Consider the following 20,291-nt stretch of genomic DNA (forward strand, 5'->3'; position numbering starts at 1 on the left):
GGGCGAAGTGCGATTGGAGGATGAGCAGTGAAAGAAAAAGAAAAAGTCAACTCAGCGACAAGCACTAAGTTGACTTTTTGTGGCGCGCCCGAAGGGACTCGAACCCCTGACCTTCTGATTCGTAGTCAGACACTCTATCCAGCTGAGCTACGAGCGCATAGACAGCTCACTTAAAGCTGCCATAGTATAATAGCATGTTTGTCCGAAAAATACAAGGGGTTTTTCAAAAAATATTCCATAATTTGCAGGAATTTCTTTTATTGCAGATCCTTCGGGCCGGGTGCGGGCTGTGCCGGTTTCTCTTTTGGCGCCGGATAGGACCATTTCAAGACAACGCAATCGAGCGGCGGGAGGAAAAGCGCGCTGCGCTCGTCGGGAAGCTTCCCAATCAACGCTTCTGCGTCGTGCCACTCCGGGGGCAGATAGATGCAGTGGTCCTGTTCCCCCGCGTTGATCGCCACCAGGAGACGCTGTTCGCCGTCGTCGCGGATATAGGCCATGCAGTGATCCCCTGCCATCAAGGGATAGATAATGCCCTCGTTTAGGCACGGGCAGGATTTGCGGAGTCTTGCAAGGCGGCGGTACCATTCAACCAGCCCTTCGTTCTCGTGGCCCCAGGGGTAGCAGCCGCGGTTAAACGGGTCGCGGTACCCTTCCAGGCCCGCCTCGTCCCCGTAATAGATACAGGGGACCCCCGGCAGGGTGTATTGCATCAACGCCGCCAGACGCATGAGACGAAGGCCCTTTTGCCTGCGCTCGCGCGAAAGATGCGTGCTGCTCTGCCAGTCGCGGCCGTGGTTGCCCATGGGTTCCCCCGCAAGGACCGTGATGGCGCGTTCGGTGTCGTGCGTACCGATGTGGTTCATCAGAAGGCGCAACACCTGCGGCGGATAGTTCTCCACAATATTCATGATGATCTCCATCATATTGGCCGCGTCCGCGCCGGTTAAGAATCCCAAGATGGCGTTGCGGAACGGGTAGTTCATCACGCTGTCGAGCTGATGTCCCTGGAAATATTTGCGGCGCTGCCCATAGGCTTCTTTGTTGGAGGCATCCTCCCAGACTTCGCCCAAAATAACCGCGTCGGGCTTTTCCGCCTTTGCCGCATCGCGCAGGTTCTCCAGGAATTCGTCCGGCAATTCGTCGGCAACATCCAGGCGCCATCCGTCCGCGCCCAGCGCCAGCCATTTGCGGATGATCCCATGGGTGCCATTGATGTAGTCATTGTAGGAGGGATCGCATTCGTTGACGTCCGGCAGGGTGTCGAAATTCCACCAGCAGTCGTATTGGTTGGGCCATGGATGGAAGTTGTACCAGGAGGAGTAGGGCGACTGCTGGGAATTGTACGCGCCTTCCACCGGGTAGCGCTTTTCGCGGTTGAAATAGATGCTGTCGCTGCCCGTGTGGTTGAAGACGCCGTCCACGATCACATGCATCCCGCGCTTTTTTGCTGCGGCGCACAGATGCTGGAAGTCGGCCTCCGTGCCGAGCAAGGGGTCGATTTTGGAGTAATCCGCCGTATTGTACCGGTGGTTGGAGTGCGCTTCAAAGATGGGGTTCAGGTAGATGCAGGTCACGCCGAGGGACTCCAAATAGGGGAGCTTTTCTTCGATGCCCTTCAGGTCCCCGCCAAAGTAGTCCGAATTGGTGATGATCCCCCGCTCATCCGGCTTCCAATCGGGCTGTTCCCCCCAGTGCTCGTGCAATTTACGATCCTGGGGGACATTGGCCTTGGGCGTCCCGGAATTGTAAAAACGGTCCGGGAAGATCTGGTACATAATCCCGCCGGTCATCCAGTGGGGCGTGTCAAAGCTGGGGTCGTAGACGGTGAGCTGCCACGGCCCATTGTGCGCTTCGGTCGAGCCTTCCCCGCCAAAGCCCTTCTTCAATTCCAACGTACCCCGCCATGTATCGATATAAAACCGGTAGAAATAGAGGCCGGGCGCTTTGGGCGTAAAGTGGCATTCCCACCATTCGTGGTTTTCTCCATCCATCCCGCACCAAAACATGCCGAAATTCTCCGTCTGCCCCCAGTTGTCGTCCTGCACCACCAGCCTGGCGGCGGAACATTTCAGGTCGCGCGAGACGTTGATGCGGAAATGGACCGGCGACTTTGCGGGTACTGCGCCCGTTGGGTTCCGGTAAGCCGGGTTGCGTGAATTGAACATGGTGTTTCCCCTCTTTTTTATGACGAAATATAAGACGTTGATCGATTGGCGTGTTTTTTATTCCATATTAAAAATGGAAAGGCCGCAAAACAGACGCCATACAAACCGGGCCCGCCATGGAACAGGAACTGTTCCATTCCAAAAGCTGCACGCAGCTTTTGTGCCGGACGCCCTGCGGCGCCCGGCGGCGGGCCCGGGAAAACGGTTCTGCACAAAAGGACAGGAAGATCGAACCGGGAGTGAATTGCACAGCCTGGAGGCATGGTTCATGCCGTCCACCATGCAGGCAAATCCACCCGCCCGATCCACACAATCCGAAAATGGAAATCTCCGAATTAGCGCATCTTTTTAAAGATTGGCTTTTTCACGGTCGCCTTGACCGTCTTATCCGCGGCCGGAGCCGGCGGCACAGGCGTTGCATGCCAGATGTTGTCGGCATATTCGCGGATGGCGCGGTCTGCCGCAAAGCGGCCCGCTTTTGCGATGTTGACCAGGCTCATCTGGTTCCAGCGCGCATGATCGTTATAGAGGGCCTCTGCGCGCTTTTGTGCCTGCGAGTAGGATTCGAAGTCGGCAAGGACCATGTACGGGTCTTCGTTCAGGAGGGAGTCCGTGATGTTGCGGAACGAAACCCCGCAGAAGCCCTTGTTCATCTCATCGATGGCCCTGCGGATAACGGGGTTGTTCTCATAGAACACGCGCGGACGGTATCCCGAGCGCTTCAGGGCGGCAACCTCCGGTGTGGTCATGCCGAACAGGATGATGTTGTCGTCGCCGACCGCCTCGTGGATCTCCACATTCGCGCCGTCGAGCGTGCCCAGGGTCACCGCGCCGTTGATCATGAACTTCATGTTGCTGGTGCCGGAGGCCTCTGTGCCGGCCTGGGAGATCTGCTCGCTGATGTCCGCCGCCGGGGTGAGGAGCTCGGCCAGCGTCACGCGGTAATCCTCCACGTAGACCACCTTGAGCTTCTGATTGACGCGCGGGTCGTTGTTGATGGTCTCCGCCAGGTTGACGATGAAGCGGATCATCTGCTTTGCAAAGTAATAGCCCGCAGCGGCTTTCGCGCCGAAGATATAGGTGTGGGGCGTGAAATCGGCGTTCGGGTTGTCGCGCAGCCACTGATACAGGGTGAGGATGTGCAGGGCGTTCAGGTGCTGGCGTTTATATTCGTGCATGCGCTTGATCTGGATGTCGAAGATGGAATCCGGATCGAGCACGATGTTGTTCGCCTTCTTGATATATTCGGCCAGACGGATTTTGTTGTTGCGCTTGATCTTGCCAAGCTGCTCCAATACGGAGGCGTCGTCCTTGAATTCCAGGAATTTCTCCAGCTGTGCGGCGTCGTGGATATAGCCGTCGCCGATTTTTTCCGTCAGCAGGGAAGCCAGCTCCGGATTGGACTGGTTCAGCCAGCGGCGGTGTGCAATGCCGTTGGTCACGTTCTGGAACTTCTCCGGCATCTCGGTGTAGAAATCATTGAAGACGGTTTCTTTGAGAATATCGGTGTGCAGCGCGGAAACGCCGTTAACAGAGTGGGCGCTGATGACCGCCAGATTCGCCATCTTGACGTAGCCGTCGTTCAGCGGGGCCATACGGCCCACTTTGTAGCCGTCCACATGGCGCTGGTGCATGGATTCGCAGAAGCGGCGGTTGATCTCCTGCACGATCTGATAGATGCGCGGCAGGCGGAATTTGAAGAGCTCTTCGTTCCAGCATTCGAGCGCTTCCGCCATAACGGTGTGGTTGGTGTACGCGGTCGTCCGGGTGACGATGTCCCAGGCCGCTTCCCAGGTATAGCCGCATTCGTCCAGCATCACGCGCATCATCTCGGGGATGGCGAGCACGGGATGCGTGTCGTTCAGATGGATGGCTACGCAATCCGGCAGATTGTCGAGCGTGCTGTACTTAAACAAGTGGCGGCGGATGATGTCCTGGATCGTTGCGGACACCAGGAAATACTGCTGCGACAGGCGCAGGCTCTTGCCCTCCAGGTGATTGTCCTCCGGATAGAGGACCTTTGTGATGACCTCCGCCATGGCGTTCTGCTCCATTGCGCGCAGGTAGTCGCCGCTGTTGAAGCGGGACATGTCGAAGGCTTCGCCGCGCGCGGACCAGATGCGCAGCACATTGATGCCCCGGCCGTCCATGCCGGATACATACATGTCGTACGGCACCGCCATCACTTTTTCGTAGTCCTTATGGTTTACAATATGGTATTGGTTATTCCAGTATTCTTCGATGTGGCCGCCAAAGTGGACCTCTACGCGCTTCTCCGGCACCTCTTGCAGCCAAACTTTTCCACCCGGCAGCCAGAAGTCCGGCAGCTCCGTCTGCCAGCCGTCGACCAATTTCTGGCGGAAGATGCCATATTCATAGCAGAGCGAATACCCCATTGCGGGATACCCCTGTGTGGACAGGCCATCCAGGAAACACGCCGCCAAACGGCCAAGGCCGCCGTTGCCCAAGCCCGCGTCCGGCTCCTTCTCATACAGGTTGTCGAGCTTCAGGCCCATTTCGGAAAGCGCCTTGCGGAAATCTTCTTCAATCCCGAGGTTGTACAGGTTGTTCTTCAGGGAGCGTCCCATCAGGAATTCCATGCAGAGGTAATAGACGCGCTTGGTGTGCGTCTCTTCGGCACGCTTCTTAAATTCGAGGTACCCTTTTACCATGAGGTCGCGCACGACAAGAACAACAGCCTTATAACATTGATCGTCGGTTGCGTTTTCCAGCGTCAGGCCAAAGTTATGCTGCAGCTTTGCTTCAATTTGTTCTTTGATCGTATTGATCGGCAGCCGGTAGTTCATAAGAAATCCTCCAAATGTCCAAGAAGTATATATATGTGAGAGAATGACCGGTTGGTCATACATACTTATTATATACCAATTATTACTAATTTACAACAAAATCATTCTTTTGTCCGCGAATTTCCATTTTTATCCGGGAACATCCGATTTCCGCATGGACAAGCCAAAAACAGCCTTTCCGATAGGGCGGAAGAAATGCGTCCCTTGCAAATGATTTTCGGCTTAAATTTATGCATTTTTACTAAATTTCAAGTTTATGGCCGTTTTGAAGAGCTTTTCTGTTTTTAGAAAAGAAACGCTTCCTTATTTGACCAAAATAGACTATAATAAAAACTGCTATAGAGATAGAAAAACCGGTGCGGCCGCATTCCCATGCCGTGCCGGCAGGAAATAGGGGGTATGTTTTCATGAGCAGAAACCGCATCCGGCTGAATATCTGCGGGGCTGAATTCGCCCTCACCTCGGACGACAGCGAGTCGTACATCCACGCGATTGCGGAGGAGGTAGAGGCCGGGATCACCGAGATGGTGGAAAAAAATCCGCATATTTCGATCACCACGGCCGGGATTATCTCGGCGCTGAATTATTGCGACGCCCAGCATAAGGCCGAGGACGCGGCGGACAACCTGCGCTCCCAGATCAAGGACTATCTGGAGGATTCCTCCCGCGCCCGCACAGAGGCGGACGAAGCGCGCAGGGAAGTGGAGCGCCTGAAAAAGGAGATGCAGACCTTGCGGGCGCGCCTCTCCGAACAGACAGAGCAGATGGCCAAGGCAACGCACGGGCCGCAGAGCGCCCAGGAACCGGAGCGGCCCGCCCAGCAAAAGCCCGCAAAGGCAGCCCCCCGGCAGCAGGGCTATGCGCGCCCCTCGCGGGAACACATCCCAGGGGAACGCGCGCAGACCGTTGTGGAAGACCCGGAAGGGTTCATGAGCTTCTTTGAGAAAAAAGACGATGAACTGTAACGAAACGAATATAGCCCCGGAGGTTTTGGCCCCTGCGGGAGGGCCGGAGAGCTTGCAGGCAGCGGTGCGCGCCGGTGCGGACGCGGTGTATTTGGGGGCTTCCGCGTTCAGTGCCCGCGCCAATGCGCAGAATTTTGACGGGCAGGCGCTCAAGGAGGCGGTCAGCTACTGCCATGCGCGCGGGGTGAAGGTCTATCTCGCTCTGAATACGCTTTTGCAGGAGAACGAGCTGCTGCCCGCGCTGGAACTGCTGCAATACGCCTGCACCCTGCCGGTGGATGCCGTCCTTGTGCAGGATATGGGCCTCTTTTTGCTGGCGCGCGCGTGCGCGCCGGGGATGCCCATGCATGCGTCCACCCAGATGTCGCTCCATACGCCCGCCGGGGTGCGCGCGGCATACGAGGCGGGGATGGCCCGCGTGGTGCTGTCCAGGGAGATGTCCCTGAACGAGATTGCCGGGGTGCACGCCGCCTGCCCGGTGGAGCTGGAGGCGTTTGTCCACGGCGCGCTCTGCATGTCCGTTTCCGGCCAGTGCTATTTCAGCTCCATGCTGGGGGCGCGCAGCGGCAACCGGGGATTGTGCGCCCAGCCGTGCCGCCTGCCGTTTTCCGCCCCTGGGGGGACGGGGCACGACCTGAGCCTGAAGGACCTGTCCATGATCGAACGCATCGGCGAGCTGGCGAAGGCGGGCGTGGTGAGCGCAAAGATCGAGGGCCGCATGAAACGGCCGGAATATGTGGCTGCGGCGACACACGCCTGCCGGCTGGCGGCAGACGGCCAACCCCTTCCGCCGGACCTGATGCGCAACCTGGGCGCGGTGTTCTCCCGCTCCGGGTTCACCACCGGGTATCTCGACGGGCGGTTGGGCCGGGAGATGTTCGGCACGCGGACCAAGGAGGACGTCACCGGCGCGACCGAGGAGGTATTCTCCGAGCTGCGGAACCTGTACCGCCAGGAATGCCAGCGGGTGCCGGTCTCGTTCCGGCTGACCGTGCACGCGGGGGAACCGGTGTGCCTGTCCGTCCGGGACGGCGATGGGCGCGAGGCGTTTGCCCAGTCGCCGCCGCCCGAGGCGGCGCGGAACAAGCCGGTCACCGAGGAGCGGTGTGTGGAGCAGCTGCGCAAAACGGGCGGGACGCCGTTTTTGGCGCAGGAGGTTTCCTGTGATCTGGAGGACGGCCTGAGCGTCCCGGTGTCCCTATTGAACCGGCTGCGCCGCGAGGCGTTGGAAAAGCTGGAATGGCTGCGCGCGGTGCATGAACCGGTGGCGTTTTCCATGAAACCATTCTCTCCCACGCCGCACCGGGTATACCCCCCGGATGGAAAATTGCCGCTGCGGGCGCGGTTTGCCAACGCCAGCCTGCCGGAGGCGGCAAAGCAGTGCGAACGGGTCTACCTCCCCTATACGACTGTGCCGGAGAAGCTGGCGGCCCTCCAGGAAGAGGGCTTCCGCGTGGCGCTGGACCTGCCGCGCGGGCTGTTCGGCATGGAGCAGGCGCTCAAACAGCGCTTGGCCGAAGCCCGGGACGCGGGCGTCACGCACGTCTGGGCAGGAAACCTGGGCGCGGCGGCGCTTGCCAAAGAGCTGGGGATGACGGTACACGGCGGCTTTTCTTTAAATGTGACAAATTCCGCGGCGATCGAGTGGTATGCTGCGTTTGGCCTGGCGGATACGGAGCTGAGCTTCGAATTGGCGCTGTCCGCGGCTGCGGCGCTGGGCGGGGAGCTGCCCCGCGGGTTGGTGCTCTATGGGCGGCTGCCGCTGATGCTGACCCGGAACTGCCCTGCGGCCAATTCTGCGAAGGGCTGCCTGCATTGCACGGCAGCCCCGGAGCTGACAGACCGCAAGGGTGTCCATTTCCCGGTGCAGTGCTATGGCGCGTGCAGCGAAGTGCTCAACTCCGTGCCGCTTTGGATGGCGGACCGCCTGGCGGAAGTCAAACAGATGGATTTCGGCGTGCTGCGGTTTACCACAGAGACGCAGGAAGAGCAGCAGCGCATCCTGGAAGCCTATCTCCGCGCGGACGGCACGCCGCCCGCACAGGGGACGTTTACGCGCGGCCTCTATTATAAGGGATGGGTGATGGGCTGACCGATCCTCCCCGGCGTGCGGCCGGGGGCTTCCCGCGGCGCTGGGGTTTTTACGAGAACGTGATAGAAGGCAACGCAATACAAACGAAGGACGTTGGTTATGAAATCTTTGAAAATCAAACGCTTGAATGAAAATGCAATCCTGCCGGAGCGCGCCAGCGCGGGCGCGGCGGGGATGGATTTGCACGCCTGCATCCCGTCCCCGGTGACCATCGCGCCGCGCGAGCTGGTGCGTATCCCGACGGGCCTGGCGATCGCCCTGCCCGACGAAAACATGGTCGCTCTGATCTTTGCCCGCAGCGGGCTGGGGATTAAGCACGGCGTGTCGCTCTCCAACGCGGTCGGCGTGATCGACAGCGACTACCGCGGCGAAATCTGCGTCGGCCTGTGCAATGTGGGCGGGGAGCCGTACACCATCGAGCCGAACGAGCGGATTGCGCAGATGGTGCTGATGCCGGTGTTGAACCTCCCTCTGGAGGAGACGGACGACCTGGGCGAGACGGAGCGCGGTGCAGGCGGCTTCGGTTCCACCGGCCGGTAAAGGGGCGCGGCGATGAAAAAGACATTGATTCGCGGCCTGCTGCTCATTGTGCTGCTATTGTTGGCCATTGTGTTGGGCAGCGTGATCGGTTCGGCGGTACAGGGCGTTTCGTTCCTCTCCTGGCTGGGCATGAGCACCGGCTTTGGCCTGGAACCTGTCACGCTGGACCTCGCCATCTTGAAATTGACCTTTGGGCTGTCCATCCAGGTCAACGTGGCGCAGGCGATTTTGCTGCTGGCCGCGATCCTGGGGTACACGAGAATCCATATAAAGGAGTGATCCCATGCTGTACCTTGCATCCGCTTCCCCGCGCAGGCGCGAGCTTTTGGACCTGGCGGGGATTCCTTATACAACCGCGCCGGCCAATGCGGACGAACGCTTTGCGGACGGCACCCCGCCTGAGGAGGCGGTGCGCCTGTTGGCCCGGCGCAAGGCGGAGGCGTGCTTTGCGCAGCACCCGGGCGCGGTCGTGCTGGGGGCGGATACCGTGGTCGCGCTGGGCGGCGCCATCCTCGGGAAGCCCAAGACCCCCGCACACGCGGCGGACATGCTCCGGCTGCTCTCCGGCAAGACGCACGAGGTGTTCACCGGCTTTTGCGTGCTCGCGGACGGGCGCTGCGAGGTGGGGGCGGAGCGGACCGAAGTGACGTTCTACCCGCTCGCGGAGGAGGAAATCCAGGCCTATGTCGCCACCGGGGAACCCATGGACAAGGCGGGCGCGTACGGCATCCAGGGCAAAGGCGCCCTGCTGGTGCAGGGGATCCGCGGCGATTACTACAATGTGGTGGGCCTGCCGGTCGCGCGCGTGGCGCGAATTCTGCGGACTTTTGCCGTTTAAAGGCGGTTTTCTTCATGGCAAAATGTGGAATTTGCCAAAGTTTATTTGTTCACAATTTTTCTGTTGAGAATTGGCATACCAGCGGGTATAATAAAGTTTATGTAAAATACCCGTGCCCTGCATAAGCGCGGAGCGGATGGGTTTACTCATAGAAAAACCGTACAGCGCGCCGCTGGATGAAAACCCGGTCGTGGGTGTTGTTTGAAAGGGGAATGTTGGCCATGTTTTCTAAGGATATCGGAATTGATCTCGGCACCGCCAATACGCTTGTATATATGAAGGGGAAGGGCATCGTGATGCGCGAGCCTTCTGTTGTCGCTGTGGACGTCCGTACTGACACGGTGTTGGCGGTCGGGTCCCATGCAAAGGATATGATTGGCCGCACGCCCGGCTCCATTGTCGCCGTGCGCCCGCTCAAGGACGGCGTGATTGCGGACTTCGACATCACCGCGACCATGCTCAAGCACTTTATCAAAAAAGCGGTGAAATCCACCGCGTTCAGCCGCCCGCACATCGTGGTGTGCATCCCCTCCGGCGTCACGGAGGTGGAGCGCCGCGCCGTTGAGGACGCAGCGCGCCAGGCCGGCGCCAGCCAGGTGGAGCTGATCGAAGAGCCCATGGCCGCGGCGATCGGCGCGGGCTTGCCCGTGGCGGACCCGACCGGCAGCATGGTGGTGGACATCGGCGGCGGCACGGCGGAAGTCGCTGTGATCTCCCTGGGGGATATCGTCACCTCCTGCTCCGTGCGCGTGGCGGGCGATAAATTCGATGAGGCTATTATTTCCTATGTCAAAAAGAAATACAACCTCCTGATCGGCGAGCGCACCGCAGAGGAGATCAAGATCGCCATCGGTTCGGCGTTCCCGACCGGCAGCGAAGAGGACCGCGCGTCCGTCGAGATCAAGGGGCGCAACCTGGTGGACGGCCTGCCCAAGAACGTGACGATCAGCGCGGAGGAAGTGCGCGAAGCGCTCTCCGACCCGCTCGCGACCATCGTCGACGCGATCAAGAGCACGCTGGAAAAGACCCCGCCGGAGCTTTCGGCGGACATCATCGACCACGGCATCATGCTGACCGGCGGCGGCGCGCTGCTGCGCGGCCTGGACCAGCTGGTGGAGCAGGAGACGGGCATGCCCGTCCATGTGGCGGATAGCCCGCTGGACTGTGTGGTGGACGGCACCGGCAAGCGCCTGGAGGTCACCATGCCGTCGTCCTATTACAAGGCCCGCAGATAAGCGGCTGCGAAGCCTTGGCGCTTCCCGGCGTGGAAGCGCAGAGAGAACAGAATTTTGATCCGGCCATCGAAGGGTGGGGACGGCGTTTCGTTTCTGCCGCCGGATTGGACCGGATTTTTGAGGGAAGGCCCCGGGATTTGTGAGGGACTTTCCATACACGGAGAGGGACCAAACGATCGATCACGGGCGTGCTTTGTGCGCCCGTGATTTTTGCAACGGCCTTTTTCTTTCAAAAAGCAACGGGAGGTGTTCGCAAGATGAGAGACTTTATGCACGGCACAAGTGCAAAAGTGCTGCTGGCGGTGGTATTTGTCATGCTGGCGCTGATGCTGTTCACGGCCACCCAGGGAGGGTCGGTCGTGGCGAATGCGCTGGGGCTGGTGGCGACCCCGATGCAGCGCGTGAGTACGATTATCACCAACAATGCCGCGGTTGCGGCAGAACCCCTTACTTACTCGAAAGAAGAGCTCCTGGAGGAAAACGCCGCCCTCAAAAAGGAGATCGAAGAGTTGCAGGCAAAGCTGGTCAACTATGACCAGTACCGGATTGAGAACGCACAGCTGCGGAAATACCTGGAATTGAAGGATGAAAACCGCGACTTCAAGCCCGTACCGGCGGCGGTCATCGGGCGGGACCCCAATGTGCTGTATAAATTTACCATCGACAAGGGCACAAACGACGGCATCTCGAAGAACGACCCGGTCATTACGGACGCGGGCGTGGTGGGCTTTATTTCCGCGGTAAACGCAAACTACAGCCAGGTGACCACCCTGCTCTCACCGGATACCAAAATCGCCGCGCTTGTGACGACGGAAGAGGAAAGCGGGACCCCCGTGAAGGATTCCGTCGGGGCGTTGCCTTCCATCGATGAGACGGAGCCCACCCTGCGCCGGGACAGCGGCGTGGTGAGCACCGATATCAAGCTGGCCGAGGAAGGGTTGGTCAAGTTGGGTTACCTGGCGGCGGATACCCCGGCAAAAGCGGGAGACATTGTCACCACCAGCGGGCTGGGCGGCGTCTATCCGAGCGGCCTTGCCATCGGCGAGGTGGTTTCCGTGCAGAACGAGGAGTATGATGTCTCGCTCTATGCGGAGGTCCGGCCGTTTGTAGACGTCAATTCCGTGCGCGACGTGATGGTGATCACCGAATTCGAGGGGCAAGGGCAGGCGCTGGACGAAGCCTTTGGCACCAGCTCCGCTTCGGAGGGCCAGTGATGGACCGTTATAAGATCATCCGGTATTTTGCCTATACGATCGAAATCTTAATTTTGTACATGGTGCAGGAGACCCCCGGCCTTCTGCCGGAAATCGGCGGGGCGCGGCCGGTGCTGCTGATCCCTGCGGCGATTTCCATCGCGATGTTTGAGAGCGAGCTGGCGGGGATCGCCTTTGGCCTTCTGTGCGGCCTGTTCCTGGACATCGGCATGGGGGGCGTTTTGGGTTTCCACGGCCTGCTGCTGGCGGCCGCCTGTTACGGGGTGGGGCTGCTCACGGCGGATCTGATCCAGACGAATTTCCTGACGTCCCTGCTCTTGGCGGCCGGGGCGGTCGCTGGGATTTTGTTCCTCCAATGGGTATTTTTCTATTTGCTCTACGGCTACGAGTACAGCGGATATGCGCTGGTCACACGGTACTTGCCGCGCATGGCGTATTCCTTCTGTACAATGCCGCTCTGTTACGCATTCAACCGCGCTTTGGCCCAGCAGATCCGCTCAAAAACGGAATAGCCGCAGGGCTGGCGTGTAAAATGGAGAGGGGCCGGTCCGCCGGTAGGCATGGGCCCGGCCCCTTTGGTATGAAAAATTGCGGCCGTTTGGAAGAAAACGGCCTGGGAAATGGTATTCTTAAAAGAGGGTTTCTGTCCTCGGGGACCGTGCCCTTTCCGGGGCGTTGCCTATATGCGGCCCTTTTGAAGAAGGCGCCGGGAGGGCGGCTGCCCGTTTGAAACAGTAGAATCAAAGGATCCTGTTTCGATACCTGTGTGGAGGTGAAATACATGAAGTCGAAAACATCGCTGCGCAGTTTTGCGCTGGTGGGGATCATCGTAGGAATCCTCGCGATTTATACGCTGCGCCTGGTGGATTGGCAGATTTTGAACGGCGCCGATACACGCCAACAGGCGGATTCGACCAGCGCGTCCATTGTCACGATGGATGCTGCGCGCGGCGAGATCGTCGATGCCGCGGGGAACCCCCTGGCGGCCAATAAGACGGGGTATGCCATCCAGTTTGAGCGCCCGTACATGACCTATGGCACGGAGAACGAGACCATCCGCCTGCTGACCAATCTGCTGAACAGCCGCGGCGAGGAATGGACGGACGAGCTGCCGATTTTGATCGACAGCGAGGGCAACTATGCGTTCATGCCGGACTCTGAGAGCGAAGTGGAGCGCTTAAAGGGCAAGGATTTTGCCGCTTTGAATTCGTACGCGACGGCGGACGACTGCATGAATGCGCTGATCGAGAAATATGAAATCGACGCCACCCTCCCCAAGGAGGAGATCCGGAACATCGCCTCCGTGCGCTACGGGATGACAAAGGCGGGCTTCAACTCTTCGACGCCGTACATCTTTGCGCCGGACGTCTCTGGGGACACGGTGGGCATTGTCAGCGAAAACACCCAGCTCCTCCCCGGCGCGAGCATCAAGATCACCACGGCGCGCACCTATCCGGGCGGGGACCTCGCGGCGCAGCTGATCGGCACCATGGGCCCGCTCTCCCAGGAGCAGTACGACGAGCGCAAGGACGAGGGCTATGCCTTTAACGACCGGATGGGGCAGAGCGGCATCGAGTACGCCTTTGAGGACGAGCTGCGCGGCGAAGCGGGCGAAAAGCAGGTGGAGACCACCAGCCGTGGCGGCGTTGCCTCTGAGACGGTCATCAAAGCGCCGAAGTCCGGCAATACCGTGTTCCTCACCCTGGACAGCAACCTCCAGCGGGTGGCGCAGGTTTCGCTGGAACAGAATGTGCAGGCCGCGCGGGAAAACGGCGAACGGCTGACCAGCACCAAGGGCGGCTGGAACGGCCAGGATTGTACGATTGGCGCGGCGGTGGTTTTGCGGGTCAAGGACAACGCGGTGTTGGCAGCCGCCGGCAATGAGAATTACGACCTGGAGAAATATACGTACGACAACGACTATAAAAACCAGGTTTTGACAAACGAGAACCATCCCCTGGTGAACCAGGCCTTTACAGGCATCTTTACGCCCGGCTCCTGCTTCAAGCCGGCGGTGGCCTGCGCAGCCCTGCAGGAGGGCGTGATCACCAACAATACGACGTTCCGCTGCACGCACACGTACCAGCGCTTTGCAGACGTCGGCTTTACGCCGCGCTGCTTGGGCACGCACGGGACCCTTTCGCTGCGCCGCGCGCTGGCCGAATCGTGCAACATCTTCTTCTTTGAAACCGGCTATTACACCGGCATCGAAACGATGAACCTCTATTGCCGCCGGTTTGGCCTGGGCGAAAAGACCGGGGTTGAGCTCAATGAGAGCGAAGGCATTTTGGCAGGCCCCGAAGAGTACGCCGAACGCGGGAAGACCTGGGTGGGCGGCGACGTGGTGCAGGCGGCGATCGGCCAGAGCGACAACCAGTTTACCCCGCTCCAGTTGGCGACCTATGCATCGACCATCGCGAACAACGGCGTGCGCTACCAGACCCACCTCGTCAGCAAGATCACAGACTATGCGCGCAAGGAAGTTGTGATGGAAAACGACCCGGACAACCCGACCGTTGTGGCGGAGACCGGCGTTTCCGAGCAGAACTTCGAATATGTCAAAGAGGGGATGCGCGCCGTCATCACGGATTCGCGCGGCTCCGCACACCGGAACCTCGGCAACTATCCCGTGCCGATCGCCGGCAAGACCGGCACCGCGCAGGGCCCCGGCTCGGACAACGTGGCGTTTATCGGCTTTGCGCCGTACGACGACCCGGAGATCGCCGTGGCCGTCATCCTGCAGCACGGCTCCACCGGCACCTATTGCCAGAACGTGGTGCGTGACATCCTGGACGCCTATTTCTACGGGAAAACCGTAGATGACGAGGGAAACCTGGTCATGCCGGAAGAGCTGGCGGCGTCCAGCGCTGTTTCGGACGAAGAGGGGGATGCTTCCTCAAATGCATCCGGGGAAACCTCCTCCCAGGGGACCGCCTCCGCCGAATGAGGCCGTTTGTTGGCGCAAGGCCCCGATTTCCGGGATAAAACATGATTTCGTGTTTTAAATGGATAAAATGAACAATAAAAATCTTTTGACACCTGCAAAATTTTGTGTTAATATAAAAATGAGGTTTTGTACATGGGAGTTGTGACGGTTATCACATCAGGAAAGGGAGGCGTGGGAAAATCTACGCTGACCACCGGCTTAGGGCTGGCGTTGGTTCGGCGCGGCAGGCGTGTCCTGTTGATCGACGGCGACGCGGGCCTGTCTTCATTGGATCATATGCTCGGCGTTTCCGAGCGCCAGGTATTCAATATCGCGGACATGGCTGCTGGCGAGGCGGACCCCAGTCAGGCGATTTATCCATGCGAGTGGGCCGAAGGGCTCTTTCTGCTGCCTGCCCCCGGGCGCGAAGAGGATATTGTGAGCCCGGAGATCATGAAGCGGATGGTATCCGTTCTTTCCCGGTATTACGACCACGTGCTGATCGACTGCCCCGCCGGCGTCGGCAGCGGTTTTATGAGTGCAGTTGCGTCTGCGCAGCGGGCGTTGGTGGTTTCCACCCCGGACCCCGTATGCCTGCGGGATTGCAATAAAACGCGCATTGCGCTGGAATATGCGGGAGTCCGCAGCCAGCGTTTGGTGGTCAACCGTTTCAGTGGCAAAAGTTTCCGCAATCTTGGCGCGTATCGGGATTTAGACGCCGTCATCGACGCATCCGGGATCCGTTTGATCGCGATTGTCCCGGAGGATGCGGCGCTTGCTGTTGCGGGAGCCTCGGGTTCGCCCGCGCCGCTGAAAAGTGCGGGAACAATGGCGCTTGGCCGCCTTGCGGCCAGACTAGAGGGGGAGCAGGTGCCCTTGGCGGTACGCGTTTAAGGAGCCTGTGCGTTTTATTGAAAGGAATGATACACATGAACATCGCACTCATCGCCCACGACGCCAAAAAAGAATTGATGGTCCAATTTTGTATTGCCTATTGCGGCGTGCTCAGCCGCCACTTCCTGTGCGCCACGGGAACGACGGGCAAAATGGTAGCGGAGGCTACCGGTTTGGAGATCCAGCGCTTTTTGAGCGGTTCCCAAGGCGGCGACCAGCAGATCGCCGCACGCATCGCCTGCAACGAGGTGGACTTGCTGTTGTTTTTCCGGGACCCGCTGAATCCAAAGCCGCATGAGCCCAACGATATGAATCTGCTCCGCCTTTGCGATATGCACAACATCCCCGTTGCAACCAATATCGCCACTGCGGAAGTGTTGATCCACGGTTTAGAGCGCGGAGACCTCGATTGGCGCAATATCCTGAACCCAAAGGGCTGATCCAGTTCTGCTTTTCGCTTGCCCCAACCATGTGGTGGGACAAGCATGGAAAAGCCCTCAAAGGGCAAAGGAATTGGGATTTTTAAAAGAATTTTATAATTTAGAATTATAAAACAAACAGAACCGTGTAAAATCACGTTGAGTATACACGGTTTCTTTTGTTTGCGTGCATATGCAAACGATTGGCGACGACACGGGAAGAGTACCCGGATGCCTCCTGCCACAGAGAGGCGCGCAGAGCTGAGAGCGCGCTGCAAATGGAGGGCCGGCGAAAGACACCCGCGAGCTGCGCGCAAGCCCCACGCGCAACCGGGTTTGGGGTACTTTGAGGGAGGCGCCGGAGGGCGCTTCTGAAAAAGGGTGGCACCGCGAGGAATTTCCCCTCGTCCCTTTCACTGGGACGGGGGTTTTCTTTTTATACCGCCAGAAAATCGAACAGAGCGATAGGAGGCAATCAGATGGAATTGATTAAGGCACAAAAGGGAACCCAGGACATCCTGCCAGGCCAGAGCGAAAATTGGCAGGTGGTGGAGGACGTGATGCGCAGCGAGGCCGCCCTGCACGGCTTCGGGGAGATCCGCACGCCCGTCTTTGAGGATACGCGCCTGTTCCAGCGTTCCGTAGGGGAAACCACCGACGTTGTGCAAAAGGAGATGTACACCTTCCAGGATAAGGGCGGGCGCTCGATCACCCTCCGGCCGGAGGGGACGGCGGGCGTTGTGCGCGCCCTGCTGGAGCACGCGCTCTATAACAACGGCCTGCCGGTCAAACTGCACTACTTCACCACATGTTACCGCTATGAAAACACCCAGGCCGGCCGCCTGCGCGAATTCCACCAGTTCGGCGTGGAGATGTTTGGCTCCAACAGCCCCAGCGCGGACGCCGAGGTCATCGGCCTGGCGAAGAGCGTGTTTGACCGTCTGGGAATCAAGAACCTGCGCCTGGAGATCAATTCCATCGGCTGCCCGACCTGCCGCGCAGAGTTCCACAAGGCGCTCAAGGCGTATTTCACGCAGTACAAGGACCAGCTCTGCGAAACATGCCAGGGCCGCCTGGAGCGCAACCCCATGCGCATCCTGGATTGCAAAAGCCCGATCTGCTCCAAAATCGCAGAGGGCGCGCCGAAGATTTTGGACTATCTCTGTGACGACTGCAAGGCACATTTCGAGGCGGTGCAGAAGTATTTGACCGCCGTGGGGACCGAATTCACGGTCAACCCCACCATCGTGCGCGGCCTGGATTATTATACGAACACGGTCTTTGAGTTCATCAGCGGGGACCTCGGCGCCCAGAGCACGCTCTGCGGCGGCGGCCGCTACAACGGCCTCGTGGAAGAGATGGGCGGCCAGCCCATGCCCGGCCTGGGATTCGCCATGGGCATCGAGCGCCTGATGATGGTGATGGACAAGCAAAACATCGAGATGCCGGCCCCGGACCGCTGTGAGATCTTTATTGCGTCGCTGGGTGAGGCGGCGCACCTGGAAGCGTTCAAGCTGGCGGACAGCCTGCGCAAGTATTCGATCATCGCGGCGTGCGATGAGAACGACCGCGGCCTCAAAGCGCAGATGAAATATGCGGATAAGATCGGCGCAAAATACAGCATGGTGCTGGGCGACGATGAAATCGCAAGCCAGAAGGCGGTCCTCAAGAATATGAAGACCGGCGAAAAGAAGACGATCGACCTGTCCAAGGACTTCGTGGAGCAGTACGTCTGCCTGTCCACGGAGCAGGAGGACTTGGCGTTTTAACCGGCATCGGACCGGAACGGACGATTTTGGTAGGGGCCCTGCCGGACAGCAGCGCTTCCTCCCAAAACGGATCAACCCCGCTGCGGGGAACGGCGGGTACCCATTGGAATTGACTATCTTTTTGGAGGTGCCATATGGCAGAGTTTATGACGGGCCTGAAACGGACCCACTACTGCGGCGAGCTCCGCAGCACGGATATTGGAAAAGAAGTGGTCGTCTGCGGCTGGGTGCAGCGCCAGCGCGACCTGGGACAGCTGATCTTTATCGACCTGCGCGACCGCACCGGCATTGTGCAGCTGGCGTTTGACGAAAGCACGGACCGCGCCATCTTCGAGAAGGCGTTTGCGGCGCGCGCCGAGTTTGTACTGCTCGCGCGTGGGACGGTGCGCGAGCGCACGTCCAAGAACCCGGACCTGCCCACCGGCGACATCGAGCTGGAGGTCCTGGAACTGCGCGTGCTGGCAAAGTCGGAGACCCCGCCGTTCGAAATCGTGGAGGACTCCAACGTCAAGGAGGATACCCGCCTGAAATACCGCTATCTCGACCTGCGCAGGCCCGACATGCAGCGCAAAATCATCGGCCGCCATAAGATCGTCAAGGTGGCGCACGACTATTTTGATCAGAACGGGTTCATCGAGATCGAGACACCGGACCTCATCAAATCCACGCCGGAGGGCGCGCGCGACTACCTGGTACCGTCCCGCGTGTTCCCGGGCAGCTTCTTCGCGCTGCCGCAGTCCCCGCAGCTCTATAAGCAGCTGCTGATGCTCTCCGGTTTTGACCGCTATATGCAGATCGCCCGCTGCTTCCGCGACGAGGACCTGCGCGCCGACCGCCAGCCGGAGTTCACCCAGATCGACCTGGAGATGAGCTTTGTGGATCAGGACGACGTCATGGCCATCGGCGAGGGCTTTATGAAGCGCGTCTATAAGGAAGTTTTGGACATCGACATCGAGACCCCGTTCCGCCGCATGACCTGGCACGAGGCGATGGACCGCTTCGGTTCGGATAAGCCGGATCTGCGCTTTGGGATGGAGTTGATCAATTTGAGCGATTTGCTCCGGAATACAGAGTTTAAGGTGTTTGCAGGCGCCCTGGCGGGCGGCGGTTCTGTGCGCGGCATCAACCTCAAGGGTAAGGCCGAGGCGCTCAGCCGCAAAGAGATCGACAAATTGACCGAATGGATCAAGGCCTATGGCGCGAAGGGGCTTGCCTGGACGCGCCTCGCGGAGAAGGAGACCTCCTCCTATGAGAAATTCCTCTCCCCGGAGGAAGTGGCCGCCATCCGCAGCGCGATGGGCGCGGAGCCGGGCGACGTGCTCCTGCTGGTCGCCAGCGACGAAAACAAGGTCGTGTGGGATTCCCTGGGCGCGCTGCGCTGCAACCTGGCCGCGCGCTTTGACCTGATCGACAAGAGCAAGCCCTGCCTGCTCTGGATCACGGACTTCCCCATGTTTGAATACAGCAAGGAGGAGCAGCGCTGGGTCGCGATGCACCATCCCTTTACCATGCCGCGCCCGGAGGACATCGACAAGCTGGCGACGGACCCCGGCGCTGTGTGCGCGGTGGCCTACGATATGGTGCTCGACGGCAACGAAGTCGGCGGCGGTTCCCTGCGTATCAACGACTCGGAATTGCAGGCGAAGATGTTTGAAGCGCTCGGCTTTACGCCCGAGGAGGCGCAGCACCGCTTTGGCTTCCTGATCGACGCGTTCAAATACGGCGCGCCGCCGCACGGCGGCATGGCCTTTGGCCTCGACCGTTTGGTCATGCTGATGCTCGGCTGCGACAGCATCCGCGAGGTAATCGCCTTCCCGAAGGTGGCTTCCTCCAGCGACCTGATGACGGAAGCGCCCACCGATGTGGACGCGAAACAGTTGGAAGAGCTGGGCATTGCCGTTGTAGCAACACAACCGCAAAAATAGAACAGCAAGATTTTCCACTGGATTTTTCCTGCGGTTCCTTCTTATAATAGAGCTAAGCGAAAAGAAAGAGCGGAGGTGGCGCATTGCATCTGACAGATGAAGAGTTGGAGAGGATTCTCCGGGAAATTGCGCGTGCCGCCGTGGAAGAGATGGAGCGCGGTGCGGACCGCCCGCCGCAAGGGATGGGGGCTGGGCGCGTCCTTCCCCGGCAACCGCAAGAAGAACCAGATGTGGATCATTCCGAACAGACATAAGTGCATACGATTTGAGGGCCGGAGTGGGTTTTCCCGCTTCGGCCTTTTTGGCTTTGTTGGGGCAGCCAGTGAGGGAGGGCCGGGTCAGGAAGGCGGGATATCGGGAGGGGGAGGACCCTTATTGGCAGCTGAAATTGACAGTAAGAAATATTGTTTTAATATAATAAATCGATAAATAAATAAAGGAAAAGAAGGAAATAAAATTTCACATGCAACACACCATCGAATTTCCCAAATAAAACTAC

The 20,291-nt window shown here is 59.3% G+C and carries 16 protein-coding genes and 1 tRNA gene; 14 read left to right on the plus strand and 3 right to left on the minus strand.

The window, feature by feature from the left end; translation table 11 throughout:
- Positions 1–80: 80 nt before the first annotated feature.
- From B5F54_RS15400 to B5F54_RS15415, 3 genes are all read right to left on the minus strand, one after another.
- Positions 81–157 (minus strand) — tRNA-Arg (locus tag B5F54_RS15400).
- Between the two features lie 100 nt (positions 158–257).
- A complete protein-coding gene (locus B5F54_RS15405; RefSeq protein ID WP_087235094.1) occupies positions 258–2,168 on the minus strand; it encodes a glycoside hydrolase family 13 protein in 1,911 nt (636 codons plus the stop codon).
- 335 nt (positions 2,169–2,503) lie between these two features.
- Positions 2,504–4,975 carry a glycogen/starch/alpha-glucan phosphorylase gene (locus B5F54_RS15415; protein ID WP_087235096.1) on the minus strand — a complete coding sequence of 824 codons (2,472 nt, stop codon included), beginning with the start codon at positions 4,973–4,975 and terminating at the stop codon, positions 2,504–2,506.
- Between the two features lie 407 nt (positions 4,976–5,382).
- Between B5F54_RS15415 and zapA the strand changes: the two genes are divergently transcribed.
- The 14 genes from zapA (at position 5,383) to B5F54_RS17780 (ending at position 20,046) form a co-directional block, all read left to right on the plus strand.
- Positions 5,383–5,940 carry a cell division protein ZapA gene (gene zapA, locus B5F54_RS15420; RefSeq protein WP_087235097.1) on the plus strand — a complete coding sequence of 186 codons (558 nt, stop codon included), beginning with the start codon at positions 5,383–5,385 and terminating at the stop codon, positions 5,938–5,940.
- Positions 5,930–8,032: a peptidase U32 family protein gene (locus B5F54_RS15425; RefSeq protein WP_087235098.1), complete on the plus strand. Its 2,103-nt coding sequence runs from the start codon at positions 5,930–5,932 to the stop codon at positions 8,030–8,032. The genes zapA and B5F54_RS15425 overlap by 11 nt, the downstream gene beginning before the upstream one ends.
- 99 nt (positions 8,033–8,131) lie before the next feature.
- Positions 8,132–8,572, plus strand: coding sequence for a dUTP diphosphatase (gene dut, locus B5F54_RS15430; RefSeq protein WP_087235099.1), 441 nt, complete (start codon positions 8,132–8,134; stop codon positions 8,570–8,572).
- Positions 8,573–8,584: 12 nt separating this feature from the next.
- Positions 8,585–8,851, plus strand: coding sequence for a DUF4321 domain-containing protein (locus B5F54_RS15435; protein WP_087235100.1), 267 nt, complete (start codon positions 8,585–8,587; stop codon positions 8,849–8,851).
- A 4-nt stretch (positions 8,852–8,855) separates the two neighbouring features.
- Positions 8,856–9,410: a Maf family protein gene (locus B5F54_RS15440; RefSeq protein WP_087235101.1), complete on the plus strand. Its 555-nt coding sequence runs from the start codon at positions 8,856–8,858 to the stop codon at positions 9,408–9,410.
- 221 nt (positions 9,411–9,631) lie between these two features.
- Positions 9,632–10,645 (plus strand): rod shape-determining protein, encoded by a 1,014-nt coding sequence (locus B5F54_RS15445; protein WP_087235102.1) that lies wholly within the window; start codon positions 9,632–9,634, stop codon positions 10,643–10,645.
- A gap of 257 nt (positions 10,646–10,902) precedes the next feature.
- Complete coding sequence (gene mreC, locus B5F54_RS15450) at positions 10,903–11,859, plus strand: rod shape-determining protein MreC (protein WP_087235103.1); 957 nt, start codon at positions 10,903–10,905, stop codon at positions 11,857–11,859.
- Positions 11,859–12,371 carry a rod shape-determining protein MreD gene (gene mreD, locus B5F54_RS15455; protein ID WP_207738232.1) on the plus strand — a complete coding sequence of 171 codons (513 nt, stop codon included), beginning with the start codon at positions 11,859–11,861 and terminating at the stop codon, positions 12,369–12,371. The genes mreC and mreD overlap by 1 nt, the downstream gene beginning before the upstream one ends.
- A gap of 269 nt (positions 12,372–12,640) precedes the next feature.
- On the plus strand, positions 12,641–14,806 hold the full coding sequence (locus tag B5F54_RS15460) for a penicillin-binding transpeptidase domain-containing protein (RefSeq protein WP_087235105.1): 2,166 nt from the start codon (positions 12,641–12,643) through the stop codon (positions 14,804–14,806).
- Between the two features lie 132 nt (positions 14,807–14,938).
- Complete coding sequence (locus B5F54_RS15465) at positions 14,939–15,679, plus strand: P-loop NTPase (RefSeq protein WP_087235106.1); 741 nt, start codon at positions 14,939–14,941, stop codon at positions 15,677–15,679.
- Between the two features lie 35 nt (positions 15,680–15,714).
- The gene (locus B5F54_RS15470; protein ID WP_054324610.1) at positions 15,715–16,119 is read left to right on the plus strand and encodes a methylglyoxal synthase; all 405 of its coding nucleotides are present in this window, start codon (positions 15,715–15,717) and stop codon (positions 16,117–16,119) included.
- Positions 16,120–16,577: 458 nt separating this feature from the next.
- Positions 16,578–17,867: a histidine--tRNA ligase gene (gene hisS / locus B5F54_RS15475; RefSeq protein WP_087235107.1), complete on the plus strand. Its 1,290-nt coding sequence runs from the start codon at positions 16,578–16,580 to the stop codon at positions 17,865–17,867.
- Positions 17,868–18,001: 134 nt separating this feature from the next.
- Complete coding sequence (gene aspS, locus B5F54_RS15480; RefSeq protein WP_087235108.1) at positions 18,002–19,792, plus strand: aspartate--tRNA ligase; 1,791 nt, start codon at positions 18,002–18,004, stop codon at positions 19,790–19,792.
- An 83-nt stretch (positions 19,793–19,875) separates the two neighbouring features.
- Positions 19,876–20,046 (plus strand): hypothetical protein, encoded by a 171-nt coding sequence (locus tag B5F54_RS17780; protein ID WP_172749769.1) that lies wholly within the window; start codon positions 19,876–19,878, stop codon positions 20,044–20,046.
- The last annotated feature ends 245 nt before the right edge of the window (positions 20,047–20,291 follow it).

Origin of the sequence: Anaeromassilibacillus sp. An250 (genome assembly GCF_002159845.1) — a bacterium.
GTDB classification, from domain to species: domain Bacteria; phylum Bacillota; class Clostridia; order Oscillospirales; family Acutalibacteraceae; genus Anaeromassilibacillus; species Anaeromassilibacillus stercoravium.